The sequence below is a fragment of the Krasilnikovia sp. M28-CT-15 genome (assembly GCF_047159595.1).
GTDB lineage: Bacteria > Actinomycetota > Actinomycetes > Mycobacteriales > Micromonosporaceae > Actinoplanes.
On the sequence record NZ_BAAGAK010000001.1, the window covers coordinates 4,882,766 to 4,904,888 of the forward strand.

Consider the following 22,123-nt stretch of genomic DNA (forward strand, 5'->3'; position numbering starts at 1 on the left):
CTGGTCGGCCGCGGAATGTGGACTCAGGATGCCTCGCTGTGCTGTTCTTGTGCGGCGGCCATGCGGACCACCAGCGTCGGGCAGGCGCTGTGATACATGAGGTGCTGACTTACGGAGCCCAGCAGCAGGCCGGTGAATCCGCCTCGTCCGCGTGCTCCGACGACCAGCAGTTGCGCGCGCCGCGACCATTCGATGAGATGCTGCCGGGCCGGACCGTTGACGACCTCCTGGGTGATCCGCACGTCCGGGTGATCTCCGGCGACGGCCGCGACCGCTTCGGCGAGCAGCAGCCGTTCCTCGGTTTCCAGCACGTCGGGGTCGTACACGAGGGGAACCATGTCGCCCGGCCCGCTCGACACCGGATCGGTGAAGGCGTGCAGGGTGACGAGATCGCAGCCGCGCAGCTCGGCGGCCGCGGCTGCGGCCCTCAGTGCACTCGTCGACACATCCGAGCCATCCACCCCGACGACGACCGGGCCGTCGGCCCTGACCTGACCCCGGACGACGAGGACCGGGCAGGCCGCGTGGGTCACCGTCTGCACCGCCACGGAGCCGAGCAGCAGACCGGAGAGGCCGCCGAGTCCCCGGTCGCCGAGGACCAGCAGCTCGGCCGTCCTGCTCTCGTGCAGCAGGACCGGAACGGCCGCACCGGTCACGACCTTGGACGACACGTGCACCTCGGGGGCAGCCTTGCGCGCCTGCTCCGTCGCCTCCGCGAGGAGTCCCTCCGCGTGGTGCCGCATCGCCTCGACATCGGGTGGGATCGTGCCCAGCGGGGCGGCCGCGGGCATCATCGGCCAGATGAACGCGTGCACGACACGCAGCGGTCGCCGACGCAACGCGGCCTCGCTTGCGGCGAACCGGACCGCCTCCAGACTGGACTCCGATCCATCCACTCCGACCACGACGGGTGCGGCTGATGTCGTACTCATTGGCGTGTTCCTCCGGTCTCAGCGGGCGCCGCCGTGTCCGGCGCCGGCAGGGTCGTCGATGGGGGGTGGGCGGATGGCCGCCGGCGGCGGCGTTGCAGCAGCAGGCCGATACCGGGCAGCAGCGACACGACGGCGCACGCCAGCAGTTCCACCACGGTCAGCATTTCGGTGCCGAGCAGCTCGCGCAGCACCGGGACGAGCACGCCGGCGATCTGCAGCAGCGCCGAGACCGCCACGGCCACGATCAGCGCCGGGTTACCGGGCCCGCCGCGAACCCGTCGCGGGCGGACGGCCATGGCCACACCGAGCTGCGACAGGCCCAGAACGACGAAGACCACCGACTGCCAGGGGCGTCCCTGCAGGTGCGCGACGACCCCGGCGCCGAGCACGGTCACGGTGATGGCCAGGCCGCCGAGGAGGATGTCGCGCAGCAGGCCGTCGCCGAGGACGGATTCCTGGGGCGAGCGGGGTGGCCGGCGCAGCACGTCCGGGTCCGCGGGTTCGGCCCCCAGGGCCACGCCGGGCAGGCCGTGGGTGAGCAGGTTGACCCAGAGGATCTGGGCGGGCAGCAGGGGCACGGCCAGACCCAGGAACGGCCCGATGAGCATGATCAGGATCTCGGCGGCACCGCCGGAGAGCGCGTAGCGCAGGAAGCGGCGGATGTTGTCGTAGATCCGCCGGCCCTCCCCGATGGCGTGCGCCACCGTGGCCAGGTTGTCGTCCACCAGAACCAGATCGGCGGCCTGCCGGGCGACCTCGGTGCCGCCGCCCATGGCCACGCCGATGTCGGCCCGGCGCAGCGCCGGGGCGTCGTTGACGCCGTCGCCGGTCATCGCGACCACGTGGCCGCGCTGCTGCAGGGCGGCGATGATGTCGAGCTTCTGCTCCGGCTGGGTGCGGGCGTAGACCCGGGCGTGCTCGGGAGCGTCGCCGGGTGGCTCGGAGTCGCCGTTGACCACCCGGTCGTCCGGGCCGAGCAGGCCCAGCCGGCCCCCGATGGCGGCGGCCGTGGCGGGATGGTCACCGGTGATCAGGATCAGCCGTACCCCGGCGGCGGTGAACGTCGCGGCGGTGTCCGGGGCCCCGGCCCGCAGCGGGTCCCCGATTCCGACCACCCCCAGCGGGCGCAGCCCGACCGGGTCGGCGACGTCGATCGTGGGGTCGTCCGCCGCGGCGACGGCCAGCACGCGCAGCCCGTCGGCCGCCAGCTCGGCCGCCGCCGCCCGCAGTGCCGCGATGGTCTCCGGCGGGGCCGCCACCACCGGCTCACGCAGCACGGCCTCCGGCGCGCCCTTGCAGACCACCAGGTGCGCGCCGCCCGGGCCGTGGTGCGCGGTCACCATGCGGCGCTGCGCCTGATCGAAGGGATGCTCCGCGATCCGCGGGTGGGCGACGCGTTCCGCGTCGACGTCGAGGCCACACCGGCCGGCGAAGGCGACCAGGGCCGCCTCCAGCGGATCACCGACAGCCGTCCACTCAGCATGCTCGGCGTCCGGCCCCGCCAGCGCCGCGTCGTTGCACAGCAACGACGCCCGTGCCAGCTCGCGCAGCGACGCGGGTGGCTCGACCGGTTGGTCATCGCGATGTACGCGGCCGGTGGGCGTGTACCCGGCCCCCGACACGGAGAAGCTGGTGGCATCGGCGACGGCGGCGGCCTGCACGGCCATCCGCCCCTCGGTCAGCGTGCCGGTCTTGTCCGACGCGATGACCGTCACCGAGCCGAGGGTCTCGACGGCGTGCAACCGGCGGGGAATGGCCCGCGCCTGCGCCATCCGGCGGGCCCCCAGCGCCAGCGCCAGGGTCACCACCGCGGGCAACGACTCCGGTACGGCGGCCACGACCAGGCTCACGGCGGTGACCGCCATCATCACCAGCTCGCGCCCAGCCAGCAGTCCGAGCACGAACACGACAGCGGACAGCACCACGGCGGTGAGGCCGAGCACCCGGCTGAGCCGGGCCAGGCGTTGCTGCAGCGGCGTGGGTCCCGGGCGCGTACCGACGACGAGCGCGGCGATGCGACCCAGCGCGCTGGACGGCCCGGTCCGGACCACCACCCCCGCCGCCCGGCCCACCACCACGACCGTCCCGGCGTACGATTCGTCCCCGGCCTTGCGCTCGACCGTCACCGACTCCCCGGTCAGGGCGGACTCGTCCACCCGCAGCCGGAACGCGGTGTGCAGCCGCAGGTCGGCGGGTACGACATCGCCCGCCTCCAGGTGCACCACGTCGCCCGGCACGAGATCAGCCGCGGGAATCACCGCGTCGGTGCCGTCGCGTACCACGCGGGCGCTCGGCGCGGCGAGGCGGTCCAGGGCAGCGATCGCATGGTCCGCCCGGACCTCCTGCACCACCCCGATGATGGTGTTGACCGACACCACGAGCAGGATCACCACGGTGTCGGCGACATCCTGCAAGGCAGTGGTCACCACGGCCGCCGCGAGAAGCAGCGCCACCAGTGGGTCGGTGAGCTGGTGCAGGATGCGGCCGGCCAGCCGTTTGGGCCGTGGACGCTCGACCGTGTTGGGACCGTGGACCCGCAGCAGTTCCGCCGCCTCGGCGGACGACAGCCCCGCCAGCCGTGGCGTCGCACCCACCAGGGTCATCAGCCGTCGACGCTCGCGCGCCGGGGCGGCTCGACATGGGCCTCCGGGCCCGGAAAGACCAGACCGGCGCGGCCGTCATCCAGCCAGCGGACCTCGTACGGCGGGGTGCCGTCGGAATGCCGGATCGCCGTGATCACCCCCACGCGGGAGGCGTCGCCGACATGCACGCCCTTGAGGACGAGCCGATCCCCGATCCGCGCGAACATGATCGCCTCCATTCGGTACGCCCAACCTGACGGGCGAATTCACGGACCTGGAAATCCTGCCGACCAGCCGTCCCGTCAACCGCCACGGTCGGCGGCTTCATGATCAGACTCGCCCGTTCCGTCCCCCCGGCAACAGGGCCGATGGTCCCGGCGCCCGTGGACCGCGGGCCCTGCCCCACGACTGGCGCCGATGTCGTGGGGCAGGGCCCGATCGCATGATTCGCCCGCCTTGCTCGCCCAGATCATCCGTCGCATGTGGGCGATACTGCCGACACGGATCAATGGACCGTCAGGGTGGCCCGCGGCTTGTGGGCGGTGTGTAGTGCGCGGTGCAGTGGCTGGCCGCAGCGGTCAGCCACTGGTGGTCGGCCGGGACTCCGGCTGTTCGGTGCAGGAGACCCGTGCGGCCCCGACGATCGTCGGCCATGTCGAACTCGGCACGGATGGCAGGGTCGTTCCGGCTGGAGCAGGGCCGCCCGTCCCCGGGCCCGCACGGACGCCGTGCGCCGAAGGACCCGCGTGGCCGATACCATCGGCACTGCCCGCCTTCACGCATCGGGCCTAGCGTCGTCGTCACAGGGGACAACCAAGGAGGCCTGTGATGAAGGACCGCAAGGTCAGCGACGTCATGACCGACGCCACTGTGTTCGTGGAAGAGAACGCCTCCTACCGCGACGTGGTGGAGTTGCTGATGAAACATCGCATCAGCGGCCTGCCCGTCGTCGACGCGTTCCAGCGAGTAACCGGCGTCGTCTCCGAGGCCGATCTGCTACGGAAGATCGAGTACGCGGGCGATGACGAGCCGCGGCTCTTCGACCGCCGGCGCCGGCAGCGGGCCAAGGCGTCGGCCCGCACAGCCCGCGACCTGATGAGCACGCCTCCGGTTGTCGTGCCGCGCGGCACCTCGATCACCACAGCGGCACGCCTCATGGACCAGGAAGACGTCAGGCGACTGCCGGTCGTAGACGATCTCGGCCGGTTGGTCGGCGTGGTCTCTCGAAGCGACCTCCTGAGGGTGCATCTGCGAACCGATGATGAGATCCGCACGGATGTCGAGGCCAGCGTGCTGCGCCCGTTTCTGGCCGACGACGCCACAGAGGTCTCCGTGACTGTGGTCGACGGGGTGGTGACGATGTCGGGCCGGGTCGATCGATGGTCGGCTGCCGAGCTCGTCGCCCGGCGGACAAGGCAGATTCCGGGTGTCGTCGACGTGATCTCCACGCTCGGCTTCACCTTCGATGACCGAGAAGTCGTTACTCCCGGGGCACTGTTCGGCGTTGGCTGAACTCAATCGACTCGTCGACCGGCGGCTCCCGCAGGCGACGACCGCAGCTGCATGGTTCGACAAGTCGATCGACGGAAGCGCGGCAGTGGCTGGACCGCTCCGCGGGGCTCGGCGGTGACCGGGACGTCCGGCTCGCCGCGCTGCCACCGTCGGCCACCCGCGCGTACACCTGGACGGACATGATGGGGCTGCGGTATCCGGTGGCGGCCCGCTGCAACCGGCCGGAGCGGATCGGGTGATGCGCCACCCGGCTCGAGCGCTCTGCTGTAGATGTCCCGGCTCTGGCCGCCGTGGTCACGGTCATCCTGCTCAACGCGGCGTTCGCTTCGTCCAGGAGGTACAGGCGGAACGGGCGGTCGAGGCACTGGTCGCGTTCCTGCCCGCCACCGCGCGGGTGGTACCCGACGACGCATGCCCGGCCTGGACCCTGTACACACGATCATCTGGCACCAGCAGCGCACCGACCGGGAGCCGACGCGATCCCTGCCGGACACCGCGCCCGAGGGGGCACTGGTGCTGCAGGCAATCCGTGAATACGACGCGCTCATCAGCCGAGGCACCCCGACCGACGTAGCCTTAGCCACCCTCACGGTGCGCAAGACCCACTCCCCGGCGGTAGTCCGAGCCCTGGCCGCCTACGCCGGACAGGAACTGCCGCATCAGACCGTCCGGGAGGTCACCGCCGACGAACTGGCCATCGGCGACGAACTGGCCATCGGCGACGAACTCGCCGGCGACGTGCACTCCGCCCGAGGGCTGCTGCTGGTCGCCCACGGCCAGGTCATCACCGCCCGGCTCCTCGACCGCGTCCGCAAGAAGGTGAGCGCTGACGGCCACCGGAAACGGGGCTGTTCGGCGAATACCCGCCGCGAACGCGCCGGTCACGCGTCGTCGAGCAGATGCCGCACCGCGGATGTGTCGACTACCTGGGCCGCCGTCAGTCGCGGCGGGTGCATCGGTCCGGGCTGATCCGGATCGGCATACCCGAGACGAAGCACGACGTACGGCCAGCCGAGATCCGCGACGAGGTGGCGTAGGGCCGCGCGGGTCGTCGCCACCTCGATGACGCTGCTCAGCGGCAGGACCGAGGCGCCGAGTCCGATCGCGGTGAGCCACACTGCGGACAGCGCCTCGCCGGCCCGGAGCCACCACAACGGCTCGTCGGCGTCGCCGTACAACAGGCCGTAGGAGGCCGCCCGGTCGTGACCCGGCGCGGTCGGCAGCGTGCCGGCACGGCCGAAGTCGCGCTCCGGCACGGTGGTGGCGGGCTGCTCCGCGGGAAGCGTGTACTGCGGCACGCCGAGGCCGTCGCGGCGGCTCGTCCAGTACGCCAGCTCCTGCTGCATCCCTTCGTCGGCAGCCTCCACGGCAGCGGCCCGGTCAGCGGCCGCGGCGAGGTCGTACACCTGCTCCGCGGTGAGCACATGCAGGTACGCGCCTTCGGCCCGGGCCGCCTCGGCGAGTGCCTGCAACACCTCGCGGGGCAGGGGCCTTTCGCTGAGCGGTCGCCGGTCGGTGTGCCGGACCTCCATGCTCTGCACGAAACGCATCGCGTCCGCAGTGGCGGCCCTATGGCCGGTCGGGGTCAGCACCGCGAGCAGGTCGGGTCGCGCCGGGTCGGGGAGCCGATCCACCGTGCATCGCCAGCCCTCCGCGGCCAGGGCCAGCCGGGCATGATTCAGGGCGGCACCGCAGCTGATCAGCAACAGCCGGCCCTCCGGGTCGATGGCGGCAAGCTGCCGGTCGCGCTGGGCGGTGAGTTCCAGGCGGTCCGGCAGCACCGTCCAGTGCCAGGGCTGCGTGTTATGCACAGACGGGGCGTATCCGGCCGTGGTCGCTGCCTGAGCCAGCACGATCGCCGTCGCCACGGTCGGAGTCATGGTCATCACGCCTCTCGCGGGTCGGACCCTATGCCACCACGATGCTGCACCGGTGCCGCCGGGGCGTGGCGAGTGGTTTCCGGCCCTGCCACGGCGCCAAGCTGCACGATGTCATGCCACCAGGGAAGACGGGGCAGCGGGCCTGCCGTCAAGAGGCCGTAATCCCCGGTCGCGTGACCCACGCCAGCGCCTCGCCTGAACCCGCCCCGGACCCCCGGGGGCTGGTTTCAGACTGGACGACGGGACGCGTCTCGCGTCCCGGCCCCGATCTCGCTCATGAATGCCAGGGTTGGTCATTATGGTGAATATGGCATATTCAAGGCAAATCTGCAGCGTGGCGGTCACCATCCGCCGCACTGCCGTGGGATGCACCACCATCGCGTGTGTCGTCGCGCTGAGCGGTCCCACGTCATGACGTGCCGACGGGCGCCTTGTCGGGCCTCTCGCTGGTGACTGCTGCGAGATCGTCGACGCACAGTCGTCCCAGCGGCTGAGGTCATGACGGAATGGTTTGGCCGAATCATCAAGTCCAGGAGGTGCAGAGATGGCCCGACGGCAGTGGCGTGAGCTACCCCGCTGGCAGCGCACCGCGGCTCTCGTCCTCGCGCCGGTGGAGGTGATCCTGACCGCCGTCGCGGTCGTCGATCTCGCCCGGCGCCCACGGCATCTGGTGCGCGGGCCCAAGGCGGTCTGGTGGCCTACGATCCTCGTCCAGCCGATCGGACCCGTCGTGTACCTGGGTTGGGGCCGGCGCACCGACGGCTGACCGACGAACCCCCTCACGGCAGTGGCTCTCCACGGTCGATGCGGCATCCTCTCGCCGCCATCGCGCGTCCAGGTGGGCGATTGGACCCGGCCGCTACGGCCCTCAGGCCCTGACCACTCGCGTGCGAGCGGCGAAGACTGGGACCTGGAAGGAGCAGCCATGTCCATCCCGACCCGCCCGCTGGTGTGGACGTTGACCGCGCTGGAGGCCGCCGTCGCCGTCTCCGCGGTGTACGGGGCCGTCATGCTCGTCATCGACGCCTGGCATCTGCCGGTCACAGACCTGTCACCACTGCCGTTGGACAGCTGGGTTCTGCCGGGGGTCGCCCTGCTCGCCACGGTGGCGCTCCCGATGGGCCTCGCCGCCTACGGTCTCGGCCGTCGCTGTTCCTGGGCCGCCCCGGCGTCGATCATCGCCGGTACGCTGCTGTCCGGGTGGGTGCTCGTGCAGGTCGCCGTCATCGGTCCGCAGATGTTCCTGCAGGGCGTCCTGTTCGCCGTCGGTCTGGTGGTCGCGGTCCTGGGCCTGATGCTGGATCGAACGCGGACCGCGGGAATACCTCACCTCCGGCGCCGATCAGCAACCGCGAGGTACACATCATGACCGCCCTGAACACATTCGACGCGCTCTCCAGCGGCGACGTGGGAGGTGACCGGAACACCGTCGTCGCGGTCCGCAACGGCGAGCGGACGATCGGCGCGTACGTCGTGCGGCACGGCTCGATCGTGTTCGTCCCGGCTGTCGACGTCACCCGGCTCGTCCTCGGCAGCGTTGCGTGCGCCGCCGGTGCCGCGGTGGCGACGGCTTTCGCGGCGAGCCGCCGGCGACCGGCCATCGGGTCCGTCAGCATGGGTCCGGGCGGCTGGGTCAGCCTGAAGAACGCCGCAGCACCAGCACTACGACCGGGGTCAGGCCGGCCGTGGTGGGCTCGCATGCTGGGCGCGCACCGCCTGGTCGTCGAGGATCACTGACACTCGCTGCCAGGGAGGTGTCTCATGCGTCAACCGGCGCACCGGTTGGCCGGAGTCAGTGTGCTGGTCGCCGTGGTACTGGGTGTGGCGGGCGCCCTGTGTGAACGGCCGTGGCCGGAGCCGGGTTCGTTGCCGGAGTTCGTGGCGGATCATCGCGGTCTGATCATCGCGCAGAGCGTGCTGTTCGTGCTCAGCGCCGTCGTGTTGCTGATTTTCCTGACAGCGTTGCGGGAAGTCCTGGCCGGCTCAGGCCTTCCCGCGACGATCGCGTTCGGTGCCGGCCTGGTGGGGTACGGCGCGAACATCCTCGGACAGGCACCGCAGCTGGCCCTGACTGCATTGCCGGGCGAAGCTCTGCAGCCGCAGGCGGCGGCGCTGCTCGACGCCCTCGGCTACGCCACGCTGACACTGGCGAACGCGCCGATCGGGCTCATGTTCGCCGCGATCGGCATCGCCGTTCTGCGTACGAGCGTGCTGCCGGCGTGGCTCGGATGGCTTGCCGTGGTCACCGCCGCCGCAGCGACGGTCCTGGCGTTATCCGTGGTATACCCGCGAGGTGTCCTCGATCCGCAAGGCTGGCTGAGCTACACCCTGTACCCGGCCTCCGTCCTATGGCTCGTCGCCGCCGGCGTCGCGCTGCTACGGTCACCCCCGCACCCGACCGGCGACCCGGTCCGGAACGCGGCCGACACATCCCGCCGGCGGCGCACCGGACCGGCTCTGCGGTAACGCAGCAGCAGCCCGACCACGTCAGCCTGCTGCCCGGCCCGCCGAGCACCCGTGGGCTCCGCCGTGATGTCCAACGAAAGGTCGCCGAGGGTCCTACGCAGCCGTCGGCAGGCCAGACCAGTGTTCGTAGGAAGCAACTCAGCCGCGCGCAACGCATCACCAAGACCCGGAAGGGACGTCAGCCCGGACGGTAAGGGGCGTGGGGCCCCTGAGCCCACCTCAGGTCTGTCGTTGGAGCCCGCAGCCCGAGGATCTCTGGTCGGCGACGCTCCAGCGACGGGCGGACGTGGCCGGTTCATGCCCCAGGTCCCGCCGGCAGTGGACTCCCGGCCCTGCCGTCGGGTGTGGCACCGGCGTGCCCTGGGGTTGTGCAGAACCCCGAAGGAGGCGTCATGAGTCCCTACCCGGTGCACGTGCGGGCCCGGCCCGACACCGCACCGAGCCGATGGTTGTGGCTGGTGAAGTGGTTGCTGCTGATCCCGCACTTCATCGTGCTGGCATTCCTGTGGGTGGCGTTCGTCGCCCTCACCCTGATCGCCTACGTCGCGGTGCTGGTCACCGGCCGCTACCCGGGATCGATCTTCCACTTCAACGTCGGCGTCCTGCGCTGGAGTTGGCGCGTCGGCTACTACGGCTACCAGGCGCTCGGCACCGACCGGTACCCACCCTTCACGCTTGGCGAGGTGTCCGACTACCCCGCGGGACTCAGCATCGCCGGACCACCGCGGCCACCGCGTTGGCTACCGCTGCTCGCCTGGCTGTTCGCCGTCCCACACCTGATCATCATCGGGGCACTCAACGGGGCCGCCACCCAGGAGATCCACAACGGCAACAACGCGACGACCACCGTGCCGGTCAGCGTCGTGGCCGCCGCCGTGCTGGTGTGCGGTGTCGCGTTGCTGTTCACCGGCCGACGGCTGCCCGGTCTGCACGACCTGCTGGTCGGCATCGCCCGGTGGACGTTTCGGACCGTCGCCTACGTCGCGCTGCTCACCGATCGGTATCCACCGTTCCGCCTCGATCAGGATCGGGACGGCCCCGACGACGGGCCGATGCCCACGATGAGCGCCCCGCCGTCGGCCGCCCCGTCGCCACCGGCGAGCGCGGCCGCGCCCTCGGCCGCGTCGGGCAGCGTCGCTGGCCGCGTGGTCGCTCTCGTCGCGGGCGTGCTCGTGCTTTTCACCTCCGTCGGCCTGATCATCGGCGGGAGCGCGGTCCTGGTCCTCGACGGAGCCCGCGACGACACCGGCGCGGTCACCGGTCCGACGCTGTCGGTGGCGTCGCCCACCGGGGCGGTCACCGTGGAAGGCATACAGGCAGGCGACTTCTGGGCACGCTCGCTGTCGGGCAACGGCGACATCCGCATCACCGCGACCAGCCCGACCGGTACCGAGCTGTTCCTCGGCATCGCGCCGGAGGCAGACGTCGACCGGTGGCTCGCCGGCACCGCCCACGACGAACTGGTCGACGCGTACACGCCGGACTCGACCCGGTACGACCGGGCGGATGGCGAGCTGCGCGCTGTCCCTCCACCGGGAGACCAGGACTTCTGGACGACGACGGCGAGCGGTTCCGCCGGCGTGGTCCTGGACTGGGCGGCCACCGACGGTAGCTACGCCATCGTGCTGGCCAATGTCGACGGCAGCCCGGGCGTCGCGGCAACGGCGACCGTCGCCACCAGGATTCCCGGCCTGGCACCGCTGGGCTGGGGCCTGATCGGCGCCGGCGCCGTGCTCGCCGTGGTCGCCTTCGGCCTGATCTGGCTCGGCGCGGCGGGTCTCGGAAGGCGGCACGCCGTGACGACGGGATCCCACACCGACCCGCTGGGGCCTGGCGGTGCCACGCCCGAGCCGCCGGAGCTCACACAACGGCCAACGGCTGCCGGCTGAGCCGCCGAGCGGAACGGGCGGTCGGGTCCGCTCGGCAGCTGTTGGTGAACGGCCTCGATCCGGCGCAGGGCCCCGGCTCAGTCGACTGCCCAGGGTTCGGAGTGCCTGAGCGCATTGTCAGCCCGGCTCCGCCGGGCGATGAGGGTCCAGTCGCGAAACCCGGCAGGTACTCGCGGCTTCCACTATGCACGCCCCGCGGTTCAGGACCAGCGACCCGGCGGCGGACGTCCTCCGGCCCTGGGGCCCCACCGCGCCAGCCCGGTATCACCAAGGAGTAGGGCGACCGCGACGAGGGAGACAACCGCCATGCGCAGGTACGTGTACGACTTCATCGACGGCCACAAGGACCTCAAGGACCTGCTCGGCGGCAAGGGTGCCAACCTCGCGGAGATGACCCGGATCGGGCTGCCGGTGCCGCCCGGTTTCACGATCTCCACAGACGCGTGCCGCGCCTTCCTGGCGACGGGTGCGGTCCCGGACGGCTTGTTCGCCGAGGTGCGGCAGCACCTGCGCGAAGTCGAGGCACGCATGGACAAGCGTCTCGGTGACCCCCGCGATCCGCTGCTGCTGTCGGTGCGCTCGGGCGGCAAGTTCTCCATGCCGGGGATGATGGAGACGATCCTGGACATCGGGGTAAACGACGCCAGTGTGCAGGGCCTGGCCGTGCAGACCGGCGACGAACGGTTCGCGTGGGACTCGTACCGGAGGCTGATCCAGATGTTCGGCCGCACGGTGTACGACATTCCTGCCGAGGACTTCGAGACGGAGCTCGCGGCGGCGCGCGGAGCGGGCGCCGACACCGATCTGACGGTGGAGCAGCTGCGGCACCTGGTCGGGGCGTACCAGAAGGTGTTTCACCGGCGGACGGGCCGCGACTTCCCCCAGTCGCCGCACGAGCAGCTCTTCGAAGCGGTCACCGCGGTCTTCCGGTCCTGGAACTCCGCACGCGCGGCCATCTACCGCCGGCAGGAGCACATCCCGGACGAGCTCGGCACGGCCGTCAACGTGATGGCGATGGTCTTCGGCAACCGCGGCCCGGACTCCGGTACGGGGGTGGCGTTCACCCGTGACCCGGCGACCGGGCGGCGCGGCGTGTACGGCGACTACCTGAGCAACGCCCAGGGCGAAGACGTCGTCGCCGGCATCCGCAACACCGTCAGCCTGACCGCCCTCGCCGACCTGAACCCGGCCGCGTACGCGCAGCTGCTGTCGCACATGGACCGGCTGGAGCACCACTACCGGGACCTGTGCGACATCGAGTTCACGATCGAACGCGGCACGTTGTGGATGCTGCAGACCCGGTCGGCAAACGCACCCCCGCGGCCGCCTTCGTCATCGCCGCCCAGCTCGTCGACGAGGGCGTCATCACCCTCGACGAGGCCCTGCAGCGCGTCACCGGCGCCCAACTGGCCCAGCTCATGTTCCCGAGCTTCGACACCGACACCGCGCCCGCGCCACTGACCACCGGGGTGGCAGCATCACCCGGCGCAGCGGTCGGCCGGATCGTGTTCGACTCCACCGCGGCCTCGGCCGCCGCCGGACCGGTCATCCTGGTGCGCCGGGAGACCAACCCGGACGACCTGCCCGGCATGATCGCAGCCCGCGGGGTCCTGACCAGCCGCGGCGGAAAGACGTCCCACGCGGCAGTCGTAGCGCGTGGCATGGGTAAGCCGTGCGTCTGCGGCGCCGCGGAGTTGACGATCGACGGGGAGCAGGTGACGGTCGGCGGCACGGTACTGCGCGCCGGTGACCTGATCTCGATCGACGGCACCACCGGCCGGGTCTACGCCGGTGACGTACCGGTCCGGCCGTCCGAGGTGGTCCGCTACCTCGAAGGCGAACTCGCCCCGGACCGCAGCCCCCTCGTGGCGGCCGTGCACCGGCTACTCGCTCACGCCGACGCCGCCCGCCGGCTCGGGGTCCACGCCAACGCCGACACCGGAACCGACGCCGCACGCGCCCGCCGGTTCGGCGCGACCGGGATCGGCCTGTGCCGCACCGAGCACATGTTCCTCGGCGACCGCCGTCCCCTGATCGAACGCCTCATCCTCGCCGACTCCGCGCCGGAACGGGAGGCGGCGCTGGCCGCCCTGCAACCGCTGCAGCGGGCCGACTTCGAAGAGATCCTCGCCGCGATGGACGGGCTGCCGGTGACCATCCGGCTGATCGACCCGCTGCACGAGTTCCTGCCCGCGCTGGAGGACCTCACCGCACGGGTCGCCACGGCCGAGGCGCGCGGGGAGGACCCCGGGCACGACCGGGTGCTGCTCGCGGCGGTCCGCCGGCTGCACGAGGCCAACCCGATGCTCGGCCTGCGCGGCGTCCGGCTCGGCCTGGTCGTCCCTGGCCTGTTCGCGATGCAGGTACGGGCGATCGCCGAGGCCGCCGCAGCGCGGGTCCGCGCGGGCGGCGACCCGATGCCAGAGATCATGGTCCCGCTCGTCGGGGACGTGCGGGAGCTGCGGCTGATACGCACGGAGGCCGAAGCCGTCCTGGCCGATGTCGACGGTGTGCCGCCCATCCGGATCGGCACCATGATCGAGGTGCCACGGGCGGCGCTCACCGCCGCCGAGATCGCCCGCGAGGCGGTGTTCTTCTCCTTCGGCACCAACGACCTGACGCAGATGACGTGGGGTTTCTCGCGCGACGACGTCGAGGGCGCGTTCATCCCCCGGTACCGGGAGCTGGGGATCTTCGACGTCTCCCCGTTCGAGTCGCTCGACACGGGCGGTGTCGGTCAGCTGGTCAGACTGGCTGTTCGCGAAGGCCGGTCGGTGCGCCCCGACCTGACCGTCGGCGTGTGCGGTGAGCACGGTGGTGACCCGGCATCGGTGCACTTCTTCCATGCCGCCGGCCTCGACTACGTTTCCTGTTCCCCGTACCGGGTGCCGGTTGCGCGACTGGAGGCTGGCCGTGCCGCCCTCGCTCCGTCCGACGGCGCAGGCGACAGCCGCTGACTGTTGGTCAGGCAGAAGAGATTGCGGCGGCGATGCGTCATCAACGGGTCGCGCGCACATCGAGGACGACGTGCAGCGCGCGGCGGGCGACCCGGTGGACGACGGAACCGGTCAGGATGGGGGATACTTCGCGTCGATTTGCTGCCTGGCGTGCGCGGCGGCAGCCTTCAGCTGGTCGAAGTCGGCGGTCAGCGCGGTCAACGACTGGTCGCGTTCCACCCTCCGGCGATCCAGCACGCGAAGGCGGTGCCGCCACAGCTCCACCTGGGCCTCAACCAGCGCCAGCCACGCCCGCGCCTCAGCGACCTCGTCCTGTGCTGAAAGCGGCGAACAATCCTCCGGCTGCACCTCTCCAGGATGCGCCCCTGGCAGGCCGATCACACGCGGAACGGGTTTGCGGGCTGGGCTCATCCACATCAGGTTGTCCAGCCCACCGCCTCCTGTCTGGCGCCTCGCCTCGCCCCCGACGGCCACGGCCACGGCCACGGCCACGGCCACGGCCAGACAGGCTAGGACATGCGTCCGAGCTGCACGCTATGGTCCGTGACGGATCAGGACGGGTTGCCGATCATCGACTGGGCCCCGTCAAGCCGTCACCTAGTCCCACCGACCAACGCATCCGGCGCCATGTCAAACCGTCCGGGTGGGGCCACGTCAAACCGTCAGGATCATGGTGCAGGAAGGTCAGACACGACTCTCCCGAGCTGGCGGTGCCTCCGAGCCTTCCGAGGATTCCAGGCCCTTGCGGGCGATACGTGCGCCGATGCTGCGCCGCGCGGACCTCGGCGCGGGGCCCGTACCTCATGGGCCTTGTCCGTCCGCACCTCGCCCGTGTGCCGGGGAAATCGATACCAAGAGGCCACACGGACAGGACACCAACGCATACATCACCCTGCGCTAACACCCGCCTCGGGGCCCTTTGGGGGACCTGCGGTCGCATACTGCGCCGAGCAGCGCCGATGCGGGACCAGCCAGACCAAGACCCGCCAAAGCCCGACAACGTTGAACGCTCATGCTCTGGTGAAGCGGCGCAGGAATGTCTGCCAGAGCAGGTCGACAGGCCCGCGCCGTATACGAGGGCGGGGACGGCGAGGATCGATCCGCCGCCGAGAAGCCCGAGCAGAATGCCGATGAGAGCGCCGAGTCCGATCGCCGCGTCACGGGGGTGGTTCCGGTTGCGGGCCGGCCGGGCCCTGCGGACTGGCCCGGGGACGGGTGGGCCGCCGATGGCTCCGCGCCTGATGACACACGGCCACGGGTCGCTGCTCAGCGCTCGGCCGTGCTGCCCAAGGTTGCCCCGATCCGATCCAGCTCGCTGCGCACCTCCGTCATCAGGTTGTCCAGGTCGGGAACCCGGTGCGGGTCCGCCACCGCAGTGACGGTCAGCGTGTCGGCGTACGTGAGAGCCTGGAAGGCGACGGTGATGTTGCCGGCTTCCCCGACGCCGAGCGGGATGATCCTGTGCACGCGGATGCCCGCGATCCGGATCGGCGTGTCCGGGCCGTGCACGAAACTGACCAGGGTGTGCAGCCGGTGTTGCCGACGCAGGTACCAACGGTAGCCGCCCATCGCCGCGAACAACCGGAAGACCGGACCGAGCAGGGCGATCGGCGCCGGCCCGGTGGCCTGCTCTCGACGGCGGTGGACAGCCGCGGCAATCTCCCGGATCCGTGCCGGGAGCGGACCGCTGCCTGGGACGGTGAGCAGCAGCGGGCTGACCTGGTTACCCAGCTCCGCCCCGGTGGCGTGACGCCGCGCGGTCACCGGCAACGCCATCGAGATTTCGTCCACCGGCTCGCCCCGTTCGTGCAGCAGGGTGCACAGGCCGCCGGCGATGGCAGCCAGCAGGGCAGCGTTGACGGTACCGCCGTGAGCGTGGGCGGCGTCGCGCACCGGTGGCAGGTCGACCTCGGCGATCGCCGCCCGCCGATCGCCGCCGGTCGTGGCAAGCAGCGAGCACCGGGTTACGGCCGGGGCATGGAAACCGCCGCCGGCGGTCATCGACTCCCGGAGCTGGCGCCACGCACCCGGCAGCCGGCGGATCGCCTGGAGCCGCCCGGCCATGGCATCGGCGGCGAGTAGCCACGCCGAGGGCGCCGGGGCGGGCGGTGGCGGTACGGACCTCGGCGCGCCATCGACCAGGCCCGCCAGGATGGCCAGCCCACCGATCCCGTCCGCGAGGACATGATGGAGCACGAGCACCACGGCAGCGCCTCCGCCGGACAGCCCGCTCACGTACGCCGCCCGCCACAGCGGCCGGTCCGGGGGCAGGCGGGTGATGACCGGCACGAGCGCCGTGTCGATCAGCGCGGCGTTGTCTCCAGGTGGTCGGCAGCGCAACTCCTGCAGGTGACGCCGTACGTCAAAGTCGGCGTCGTCGACCCACACCGGTCGCCCGCAGCCGGGTGGCGAACCGGCCAGGCGCTGGCGCAGGCGCCGGACGGTGGGCACCCGCGCGGTCAGCGCCCGCTCGACGGCCGCCAGACCGGGGTCGGCGTCGAGGACCAGGACGGCGGCGAACTGTTCCGGCACCGTCCCATGGCCCATCGCCAGGAATGCCAGATCGGCGTCTCCGGCCCGGTCCGGACGAGGTCGGGCCGCGTGCTGAGTACCTCGCACGAAGGCCAGCCTGGTCTGCCGGACCACCACCGTCCAGGGCTGAACGGCCCTCACCGGCGGGCAACCCGAACCTCCGCCAACCCGATCTTGTCAGGCCGGGGGGTCAGCGGCGCGGTTCAGCCATGCCTGACGTTACTGGTCAGCCGCCCCTGCAACACCATGGGCGTGGTTCATCCCGGCATCTCCATGGCCGAACCTCCACCGTGAAGCTCTTGCGGTTTACCCGCGAGGGGTTACCGTGGGCGACTTCACTGCTCCCACCGGCGGGTGGAACCTGGCGCGTGGAAGATCAAGTCCCGTTGCGCATCTCGAAATCGGCGAAGAACCCTACCTGGGAGCGCTGGAACTACCTCCACGTAGTGACGTCCGTTCCTGGGCAGGCTCGATCCCGGGGTTGCGCAGGATCTGCCAAGCGTCGCGATGGCGTTCTGCTCCCGCCCGGCCGTCCGGCGTTCATCGGGTTCGTCGCCGCCGGGCGTTGCCTTGTCGAGCCTGACCGCCGGCCCGCTGATCAACGAATGGCGGTGGTGCTGCTCAACGGAAAGGACGGCATCACCGTCCTCATTGGAGGTGTTGTTGGCCAGGACGATCAGTCGGGGTCCGGTCGAAACGGCGGCGGTTGCCCAGCCCGGTGAGCGGGTCTTGAAGCAGCGCCACTTCGGCCGCCCGGCGGGCCTGTTCCGCGCGCTGCCGTTCGAGCTCCGGGGCGGTGCGCTGCGCAGCCAGCTCAGCCGCCGCCGCTTCGCGCTGAGCCGCCGCGGCGACCCGGCGTTCCTTGGCCATCTTCCGCAGCTGGCGGCCGCCGAACCCGACCCATGCTTCGGGGACCTGCGGCGGCCCTGAAGCGACGCAGCCTCCCGGGCACCACAGACTCGGACGGCGGCCCGAAGGCCGCCGTCCATCGGATAGATACCCTCATTCTTCAGCGGTGGTGACCGCGATCTGCCGGCCTGCCGGCTGCGGTGCGGTCAACGGCACCGTGATCTCCAGAATGCCTTTGCGGTAGGTGGCCTTGATCGCCGTCTCATCGGCGTTGGCCGGCAGCCGCACCGCACGCTGCAGCGCGCCGTACCGGAACTCGCTGCGGTTCAGGTCCTTTGTTTCCTCGCGACGCTCAGCCTTGACGGTCAGCACGCCGTGCAGGGCGATGATCTGCACGTCCTTGTCCGGGTCCAGCCCGGGCAGCTCGGCACGCAGAACGTACTCCTGGTCGGTGATGTTGTCCTCGAACCGGATCGCGGGAACCGGACGGGGAAAGTCGATCTCGAACCAGTCGGTCATGTCACCGAACAGCCGGGGCAACAGTCCAGCCATGCTGGTCTCTCCGACCATGTCGCCACCTCCTTCATCGCATCTCGAACCCGAGGGTCCGAGAAGGCCGCGACCGCATCGGTGCCCGCCGGTGGGTTGCCGTCACATCCCCAAGCGGAACGCGATGTCCGAGCACGGGCCGACCGCGGCCCGGTCGAGGCTGCCCGCGTCCGCGAGCCAAGGCTCTCGCCGAGATACCGACGGGCTCCAATGCCATACTCTCTCGCCGTGCCGTCTGGGCACAGAGTCATAGGTCCCCCGCCCGCGGCGATCCGATCCCAACCTCCACGAGGGATATGCCGTGGACCCGTCCTGCAAGAAGCGGATTCTCGCCGGCAGTATCGCGCCGACACGATGCCAGTCAGGACTTAGGAAGCGCGGAGTTCCCTGACCTACAGGAGACGCGCCCGGACGGACCGCGCGATCACCCCGTCCCGCACTGCCGTGTCGGTGTCCCGAGGCGGCGACCAGCGCGCCATCCACCCGAAGTCGCGATCTGGGACCGTCGTACGGGTCGGCGTCGGCGGCAGCACGTCGGCCGGCATGCCGAGGCCGTCGTCCCGGCTGAGCCAGTATTCCAATTCCTGCCGGGCTTCCGGTCGGCGTGCTCCGCGACGCCCGCCCTGCTGGCGGCCGCGGCAAGGTCGTACACCTGGTCGGGAGCGAGGATGTGCGGGTGCATCCCCTCCAGTCGGGCCGCTTCGGTGATCGTGTGCAGATCCGCCTCGGCCGCGGGAGGTCACTGACGGGGCGGCGGTCGGTGTGCCGATCTCCATCTGCTGGACCTGCCGCATGGCCGGTTGCTCGGGCGTGGCGTGGGTGGTCGGGGCGCGCCGTACAGCACGGCCAGCCGGCTCCGGGCCGCCTGGAGCCGATCCGGCATGATCGTCAGGAACCGTTGATCGAGGTCGCGGGCCAGTTCGGCGTCCTCGTCCCGCGCCGGACACCGGCAGCACCTAACTCTCCGGCGTGCATCGGTTCGGTCGCGACCGCGCCGAAATGCCACCGGTACGGCGGGAACAGCCATGACCAACCGACGACACTGCTGGCGCCGATCGTCTCGATCACCACGTCACGGCGACCAGTCACGGGGAAGTCGAGGGCCACCCGGCCCGAACGCAGAAGCCAGAAACGCTCAGCGGGCCGGTCCTCGTGGAACAACCGACAGCCAGGCGGCCGGTACGCCGGATGGCCGTACGACGACAGCCGCTCAAGCCAGGTCGCGGACATGCCGGCGAGGAACGGAGTGTTCAGTCGTGGGGACCGTCGTTTCGGGCGGTGGTGCTGAAGTTGCCGGTCCACGAGGCCCGGGCGCCTGAGTCGCCGATCCGGTAAATCCCGTACATGCCGGCACCGGCCACGATGACGGCCAGCGCGACCAGCACGCGGGTGACCGCCGTCGATCCGGGAGCCAGATACGTACGGTTGCCTGTCCCGCTGCCGGTGGCCTCCCGTTGGCGCCACCAGACGAGCACGGCGAGCACGGCGAGCGGGATGGCGTAGAAGATGGCAGTGTCGCCGAGCTCGGTGTGGTCGTGCAGCAGGGCGGTGCTGGGGACCCGGCGCTCCAGCCATTCGCCGGCGCTGGTCGTGACGGGGACCAGCGCGACCACGGCCAGGGCGAGCAGGGCGTTGGTCCCGGCCAGCCGGGCACGGGCGGCCGGCCAGACCGCTGTCAGCACAAGCAGCAGGGCGCTCAGCGGTAGCAGGACGACGACCGCGTGCACGAGCAGGACGTGTGCCGGGAGTCCGTTGACGGTGCCCATGACGTTCCTTCCGAAGCCGGTCCGGGGCGGGTATCGCCCCGCCGAGGCTACGGACGATTTCTTCGAGTTCTCCGATTTTGTGGTGTCACGCTCGGTGATGTGCACCCGGTGAGCGAGGGTATGGCGGTGGCCCGCATTCTGCTGGTGGAGGACGACCGTGAGCTGGGCGAGCTGTTGGTGCGCCTGTTCCGCGGCGTGGGGCATACCACCGACCTGGCCCGCGATGGACAGGCCGGACTGCATTTCGGGCTCACCCGCGAGTACGACGTACTGATCATCGACCGTGGTCTGCCCGGCATCGAGGGCCTCGACCTGCTGGCCCGGCTGCGCCGCCGAAACGTGGCGGCCCCGGCGCTGGTGCTGACCGCACTCGGCACCGTCGAGGACCGGGTCGCCGGGCTCGACGGCGGTGCCGAGGACTATCTGGTCAAGCCGTTCGAGGTCGACGAACTGCTGGCTCGGGTACGGGCGTTGCTGCGGCGCGCCGGCGCAGGCGCGCACACCGTGGCCGTCGGCACCGCGGAATTCGACCTCATCACCCGCCGGGTCACCACCGCCGACGGGAGCACCGCGACCCTGTCAGGCCGGGAGAGCGATCTACTGCGCCTGCTCGCCGAGTCCCCGAACCGGGTGTTCAGCCGCACGGAGATCGTCGCCAGGGTCTTCCCCGACGCCACAGCCGAATCGCTCGTCGACACCTACGTGCACTACCTGCGCCGCAAACTCGGCGCCGAGGTCGTACGCACGGTCCGCGGCACCGGCTACCGGCTGGGCGCACCGTGACCGGCCCCAACCCCGACCAGCAACTGCTGCGCCGCGCCCGCCTGACCCTCGCGTTGCAGAACATCGTGGCGGTCACGCTGATCCTGCTGCTGACCGGCGCGATCGTCATCGGCACGGCCGCTCGCAGCCGCCGGAACGCTCTCGAAGGCTCCGTGGAACAGACGGCCGCCACGGAGGAGGACGTCGTCGACCCGCCGGCCGGCATGTGGATCTTCAAACTGGACGGGCAGGGGCGCCTGTCCGCGACCGACGACCCACCCGACGGGTTCCCAGACCGGGCCGGCATCGAACGGGTCCGGGCCGGAGGCCCGGCCGAGTCGTCCGCCGTGGACATCGACGGCACCGACTACCTCGTGGTCACCCGCGCCCGCGGCGACGGTGTCGTGCAGGTCGTGGGCAGCATGGCGGAGCAGGAACAGGAGCGGCACCGGCTGCTGGTCGCCCTCGGCTTGGCCGGGCTGCTCGGGCTGGCCGCCGCCGGCGCGGCGGGCGTATTGATGGCGCGCCGGGCCACCGCGCCGCTGGGCGAGGCGCTGGCCCGGCAACGCCGGTTCGTGGCCGACGCCAGTCACGAGCTGCGTACGCCGCTCGCACAGCTGCATACCCGTGCCCAGCTGCTGCACCGCGATCTGCGCTCCGGGGCGTCACCGGCGCAGATGGCCCCGGACGTCGAGCAGCTTGTGGCCGGCACCCGGCAGCTCGGCGAGGTCGTCGACGATCTGCTGCTTTCCACCCAGTCCCAGGCCGATGGTGGCGTTGAGGTGGACCTCGGGGTGGTGGCCGCGGGCGTGGTCGCCACGCTGGGCACCCGCGCCGAGCAGGAGGGCGTCGAACTCGTGTTGAGTCCAGACCCGGATGGCCCGTCGCTGGTCCGCGGCCGCGAGGTCGCCCTGCGCCGGGTCGTCACCGCACTGGTCGACAACGCGCTCAGCCACACCCCCGCGGGCGGGCACGTCGTCGTGGAACTGCGGTCGCTGGGCGGACCCCGGCCGGTGATCCTGGCCGTGCGCGACGACGGTACGGGCTTCGACCCGGCCGACGCGCAGCGCATCTTCGACCGCTTCGCCCGCGGCCACGGCGATCAGCGCCGCTTCGGGCTCGGCCTGGCACTGGCCCGCGAGGTTGTCACCGGCCACGGCGGCACCATCGACGCCGCCAGCCGCCCCGGCGAGGGAGCCACCTTCACCGTTCGCCTGCCCACAGCCCCGTAGCGGCTATGGGACGTGGAAGGCCCGGTCAAACCACGGCGGTTGCCCACCGTCCGGGCAGACGCCGCGAGCAACAGCGGGCGTGAACCTCTCCGAGTTCCGCTACGGCGGACTGCAGCGGGTCACGCGATTGCCGGCGACACCGGGCGATGCCACTCATCGGATCAGTCCATCGCTGGTTCAGACCTGCCCACCACCATGATGGTGGGCAGGTCCGC

General features: G+C 71.3%; 19 protein-coding genes and 1 pseudogene. 11 read left to right on the top strand and 9 right to left on the bottom strand.

Going from position 1 to position 22,123, the window contains the following annotated elements:
* Nucleotides 1–23 precede the first annotated feature (23 nt).
* The 3 genes from ACMCNO_RS22255 to ACMCNO_RS22265 are packed head-to-tail and all read right to left on the bottom strand — an operon-like array spanning nucleotide 24 to nucleotide 3,741.
* Complete coding sequence (locus ACMCNO_RS22255; protein WP_412751401.1) at nucleotides 24–932, bottom strand: universal stress protein; 909 nt, start codon at nucleotides 930–932, stop codon at nucleotides 24–26.
* On the bottom strand, nucleotides 929–3,535 hold the full coding sequence (locus ACMCNO_RS22260) for a cation-translocating P-type ATPase (protein ID WP_412751402.1): 2,607 nt from the start codon (nucleotides 3,533–3,535) through the stop codon (nucleotides 929–931). Before ACMCNO_RS22260 ends, ACMCNO_RS22255 begins: the two co-directional genes overlap by 4 nt.
* On the bottom strand, nucleotides 3,535–3,741 hold the full coding sequence (locus tag ACMCNO_RS22265) for a DUF1918 domain-containing protein (RefSeq protein WP_412751403.1): 207 nt from the start codon (nucleotides 3,739–3,741) through the stop codon (nucleotides 3,535–3,537). Before ACMCNO_RS22265 ends, ACMCNO_RS22260 begins: the two co-directional genes overlap by 1 nt.
* A gap of 601 nt (nucleotides 3,742–4,342) precedes the next feature.
* Between ACMCNO_RS22265 and ACMCNO_RS22270 the strand changes: the two genes are divergently transcribed.
* Both ACMCNO_RS22270 and ACMCNO_RS22275 read left to right on the top strand, forming a co-directional pair.
* A complete protein-coding gene (locus ACMCNO_RS22270; RefSeq protein ID WP_412751404.1) occupies nucleotides 4,343–5,026 on the top strand; it encodes a CBS domain-containing protein in 684 nt (227 codons plus the stop codon).
* Between the two features lie 411 nt (nucleotides 5,027–5,437).
* Nucleotides 5,438–5,995, top strand: coding sequence for a hypothetical protein (locus ACMCNO_RS22275; RefSeq protein WP_412751405.1), 558 nt, complete (start codon nucleotides 5,438–5,440; stop codon nucleotides 5,993–5,995).
* Here the strand turns inward: ACMCNO_RS22275 and ACMCNO_RS22280 are convergent.
* Complete coding sequence (locus tag ACMCNO_RS22280) at nucleotides 5,908–6,912, bottom strand: Acg family FMN-binding oxidoreductase (RefSeq protein WP_412751406.1); 1,005 nt, start codon at nucleotides 6,910–6,912, stop codon at nucleotides 5,908–5,910. The genes ACMCNO_RS22275 and ACMCNO_RS22280 overlap by 88 nt on opposite strands.
* Nucleotides 6,913–7,450: 538 nt before the next feature.
* On the opposite strand from ACMCNO_RS22280, the gene ACMCNO_RS22285 reads away from it, so the two are divergent.
* The 6 genes and pseudogenes from ACMCNO_RS22285 (at nucleotide 7,451) to ppdK (ending at nucleotide 14,218) form a co-directional block, all read left to right on the top strand.
* Nucleotides 7,451–7,672, top strand: a complete 222-nt coding sequence (locus ACMCNO_RS22285; RefSeq protein ID WP_412751407.1) for a PLDc N-terminal domain-containing protein — start codon at nucleotides 7,451–7,453, stop codon at nucleotides 7,670–7,672.
* Nucleotides 7,673–7,831: 159 nt separating this feature from the next.
* On the top strand, nucleotides 7,832–8,275 hold the full coding sequence (locus ACMCNO_RS22290; protein WP_412751408.1) for a hypothetical protein: 444 nt from the start codon (nucleotides 7,832–7,834) through the stop codon (nucleotides 8,273–8,275).
* Entirely contained in the window at nucleotides 8,272–8,643 is a 372-nt protein-coding gene (locus ACMCNO_RS22295) for a hypothetical protein (RefSeq protein WP_412751409.1), read from the top strand. Before ACMCNO_RS22290 ends, ACMCNO_RS22295 begins: the two co-directional genes overlap by 4 nt.
* A 24-nt stretch (nucleotides 8,644–8,667) precedes the next feature.
* Complete coding sequence (locus tag ACMCNO_RS22300) at nucleotides 8,668–9,372, top strand: hypothetical protein (protein WP_412751410.1); 705 nt, start codon at nucleotides 8,668–8,670, stop codon at nucleotides 9,370–9,372.
* 392 nt (nucleotides 9,373–9,764) lie between these two features.
* Nucleotides 9,765–11,261 carry a DUF4389 domain-containing protein gene (locus tag ACMCNO_RS22305; RefSeq protein ID WP_412751411.1) on the top strand — a complete coding sequence of 499 codons (1,497 nt, stop codon included), beginning with the start codon at nucleotides 9,765–9,767 and terminating at the stop codon, nucleotides 11,259–11,261.
* Nucleotides 11,262–11,567: 306 nt separating this feature from the next.
* Nucleotides 11,568–14,218 (top strand): annotated as a pseudogene (gene ppdK, locus ACMCNO_RS22310) (pyruvate, phosphate dikinase).
* Nucleotides 14,219–14,329: 111 nt separating this feature from the next.
* Here ppdK and ACMCNO_RS22315 read toward each other — a convergent pair.
* Both ACMCNO_RS22315 and ACMCNO_RS22320 read right to left on the bottom strand, forming a co-directional pair.
* Nucleotides 14,330–14,716 carry a hypothetical protein gene (locus tag ACMCNO_RS22315; protein ID WP_412751412.1) on the bottom strand — a complete coding sequence of 129 codons (387 nt, stop codon included), beginning with the start codon at nucleotides 14,714–14,716 and terminating at the stop codon, nucleotides 14,330–14,332.
* Between the two features lie 768 nt (nucleotides 14,717–15,484).
* Nucleotides 15,485–16,891, bottom strand: coding sequence for a wax ester/triacylglycerol synthase domain-containing protein (locus tag ACMCNO_RS22320; protein ID WP_412751413.1), 1,407 nt, complete (start codon nucleotides 16,889–16,891; stop codon nucleotides 15,485–15,487).
* 588 nt (nucleotides 16,892–17,479) lie between these two features.
* Between ACMCNO_RS22320 and ACMCNO_RS22325 the strand changes: the two genes are divergently transcribed.
* Entirely contained in the window at nucleotides 17,480–17,680 is a 201-nt protein-coding gene (locus ACMCNO_RS22325; RefSeq protein WP_412751414.1) for a hypothetical protein, read from the top strand.
* A 72-nt stretch (nucleotides 17,681–17,752) separates the two neighbouring features.
* On the opposite strand, the gene ACMCNO_RS22330 is transcribed toward ACMCNO_RS22325, so the two are convergent.
* The 3 genes from ACMCNO_RS22330 to ACMCNO_RS22340 form a co-directional block, all read right to left on the bottom strand.
* Nucleotides 17,753–18,169, bottom strand: coding sequence for an Hsp20/alpha crystallin family protein (locus tag ACMCNO_RS22330; RefSeq protein ID WP_412751415.1), 417 nt, complete (start codon nucleotides 18,167–18,169; stop codon nucleotides 17,753–17,755).
* Nucleotides 18,170–19,036: 867 nt separating this feature from the next.
* Nucleotides 19,037–19,378 (bottom strand): cyclic nucleotide-binding domain-containing protein, encoded by a 342-nt coding sequence (locus ACMCNO_RS22335; RefSeq protein ID WP_412751416.1) that lies wholly within the window; start codon nucleotides 19,376–19,378, stop codon nucleotides 19,037–19,039.
* A gap of 20 nt (nucleotides 19,379–19,398) precedes the next feature.
* Complete coding sequence (locus ACMCNO_RS22340; protein ID WP_412751417.1) at nucleotides 19,399–19,914, bottom strand: DUF2231 domain-containing protein; 516 nt, start codon at nucleotides 19,912–19,914, stop codon at nucleotides 19,399–19,401.
* A 108-nt stretch (nucleotides 19,915–20,022) separates the two neighbouring features.
* Here ACMCNO_RS22340 and ACMCNO_RS22345 point away from each other — a divergent pair, with 108 nt between their 5' ends.
* Nucleotides 20,023–20,697, top strand: coding sequence for a response regulator transcription factor (locus tag ACMCNO_RS22345; protein WP_412751418.1), 675 nt, complete (start codon nucleotides 20,023–20,025; stop codon nucleotides 20,695–20,697).
* Nucleotides 20,694–21,908, top strand: coding sequence for a sensor histidine kinase (locus tag ACMCNO_RS22350; protein WP_412751419.1), 1,215 nt, complete (start codon nucleotides 20,694–20,696; stop codon nucleotides 21,906–21,908). The genes ACMCNO_RS22345 and ACMCNO_RS22350 overlap by 4 nt, the downstream gene beginning before the upstream one ends.
* Nucleotides 21,909–22,123: the final 215 nt, after the last annotated feature.

What these genes read in the sequence shown, in the direction of transcription:
- ACMCNO_RS22300 (WP_412751410.1), top strand. Translation starts at nt 8,668, where the DNA reads ATGCGTCAACCGGCGCACCGGTTGGCCGGAGTCAGTGTGCTGGTCGCC.
- ACMCNO_RS22265 (WP_412751403.1), bottom strand. Translation starts at nt 3,741, where the DNA reads ATGTTCGCGCGGATCGGGGATCGGCTCGTCCTCAAGGGCGTGCATGTC.
- ACMCNO_RS22280 (WP_412751406.1), bottom strand. Translation starts at nt 6,912, where the DNA reads ATGACCATGACTCCGACCGTGGCGACGGCGATCGTGCTGGCTCAGGCA.
- ACMCNO_RS22330 (WP_412751415.1), bottom strand. Translation starts at nt 18,169, where the DNA reads ATGGTCGGAGAGACCAGCATGGCTGGACTGTTGCCCCGGCTGTTCGGT.
- ACMCNO_RS22270 (WP_412751404.1), top strand. Translation starts at nt 4,343, where the DNA reads ATGAAGGACCGCAAGGTCAGCGACGTCATGACCGACGCCACTGTGTTC.
- ACMCNO_RS22305 (WP_412751411.1), top strand. Translation starts at nt 9,765, where the DNA reads ATGAGTCCCTACCCGGTGCACGTGCGGGCCCGGCCCGACACCGCACCG.
- ACMCNO_RS22260 (WP_412751402.1), bottom strand. Translation starts at nt 3,535, where the DNA reads ATGACCCTGGTGGGTGCGACGCCACGGCTGGCGGGGCTGTCGTCCGCC.
- ACMCNO_RS22335 (WP_412751416.1), bottom strand. Translation starts at nt 19,378, where the DNA reads ATGTCCGCGACCTGGCTTGAGCGGCTGTCGTCGTACGGCCATCCGGCG.
- ACMCNO_RS22295 (WP_412751409.1), top strand. Translation starts at nt 8,272, where the DNA reads ATGACCGCCCTGAACACATTCGACGCGCTCTCCAGCGGCGACGTGGGA.
- ACMCNO_RS22275 (WP_412751405.1), top strand. Translation starts at nt 5,438, where the DNA reads ATGCCCGGCCTGGACCCTGTACACACGATCATCTGGCACCAGCAGCGC.
- ACMCNO_RS22290 (WP_412751408.1), top strand. Translation starts at nt 7,832, where the DNA reads ATGTCCATCCCGACCCGCCCGCTGGTGTGGACGTTGACCGCGCTGGAG.
- ACMCNO_RS22340 (WP_412751417.1), bottom strand. Translation starts at nt 19,914, where the DNA reads ATGGGCACCGTCAACGGACTCCCGGCACACGTCCTGCTCGTGCACGCG.
- ACMCNO_RS22285 (WP_412751407.1), top strand. Translation starts at nt 7,451, where the DNA reads ATGGCCCGACGGCAGTGGCGTGAGCTACCCCGCTGGCAGCGCACCGCG.
- ACMCNO_RS22255 (WP_412751401.1), bottom strand. Translation starts at nt 932, where the DNA reads ATGAGTACGACATCAGCCGCACCCGTCGTGGTCGGAGTGGATGGATCG.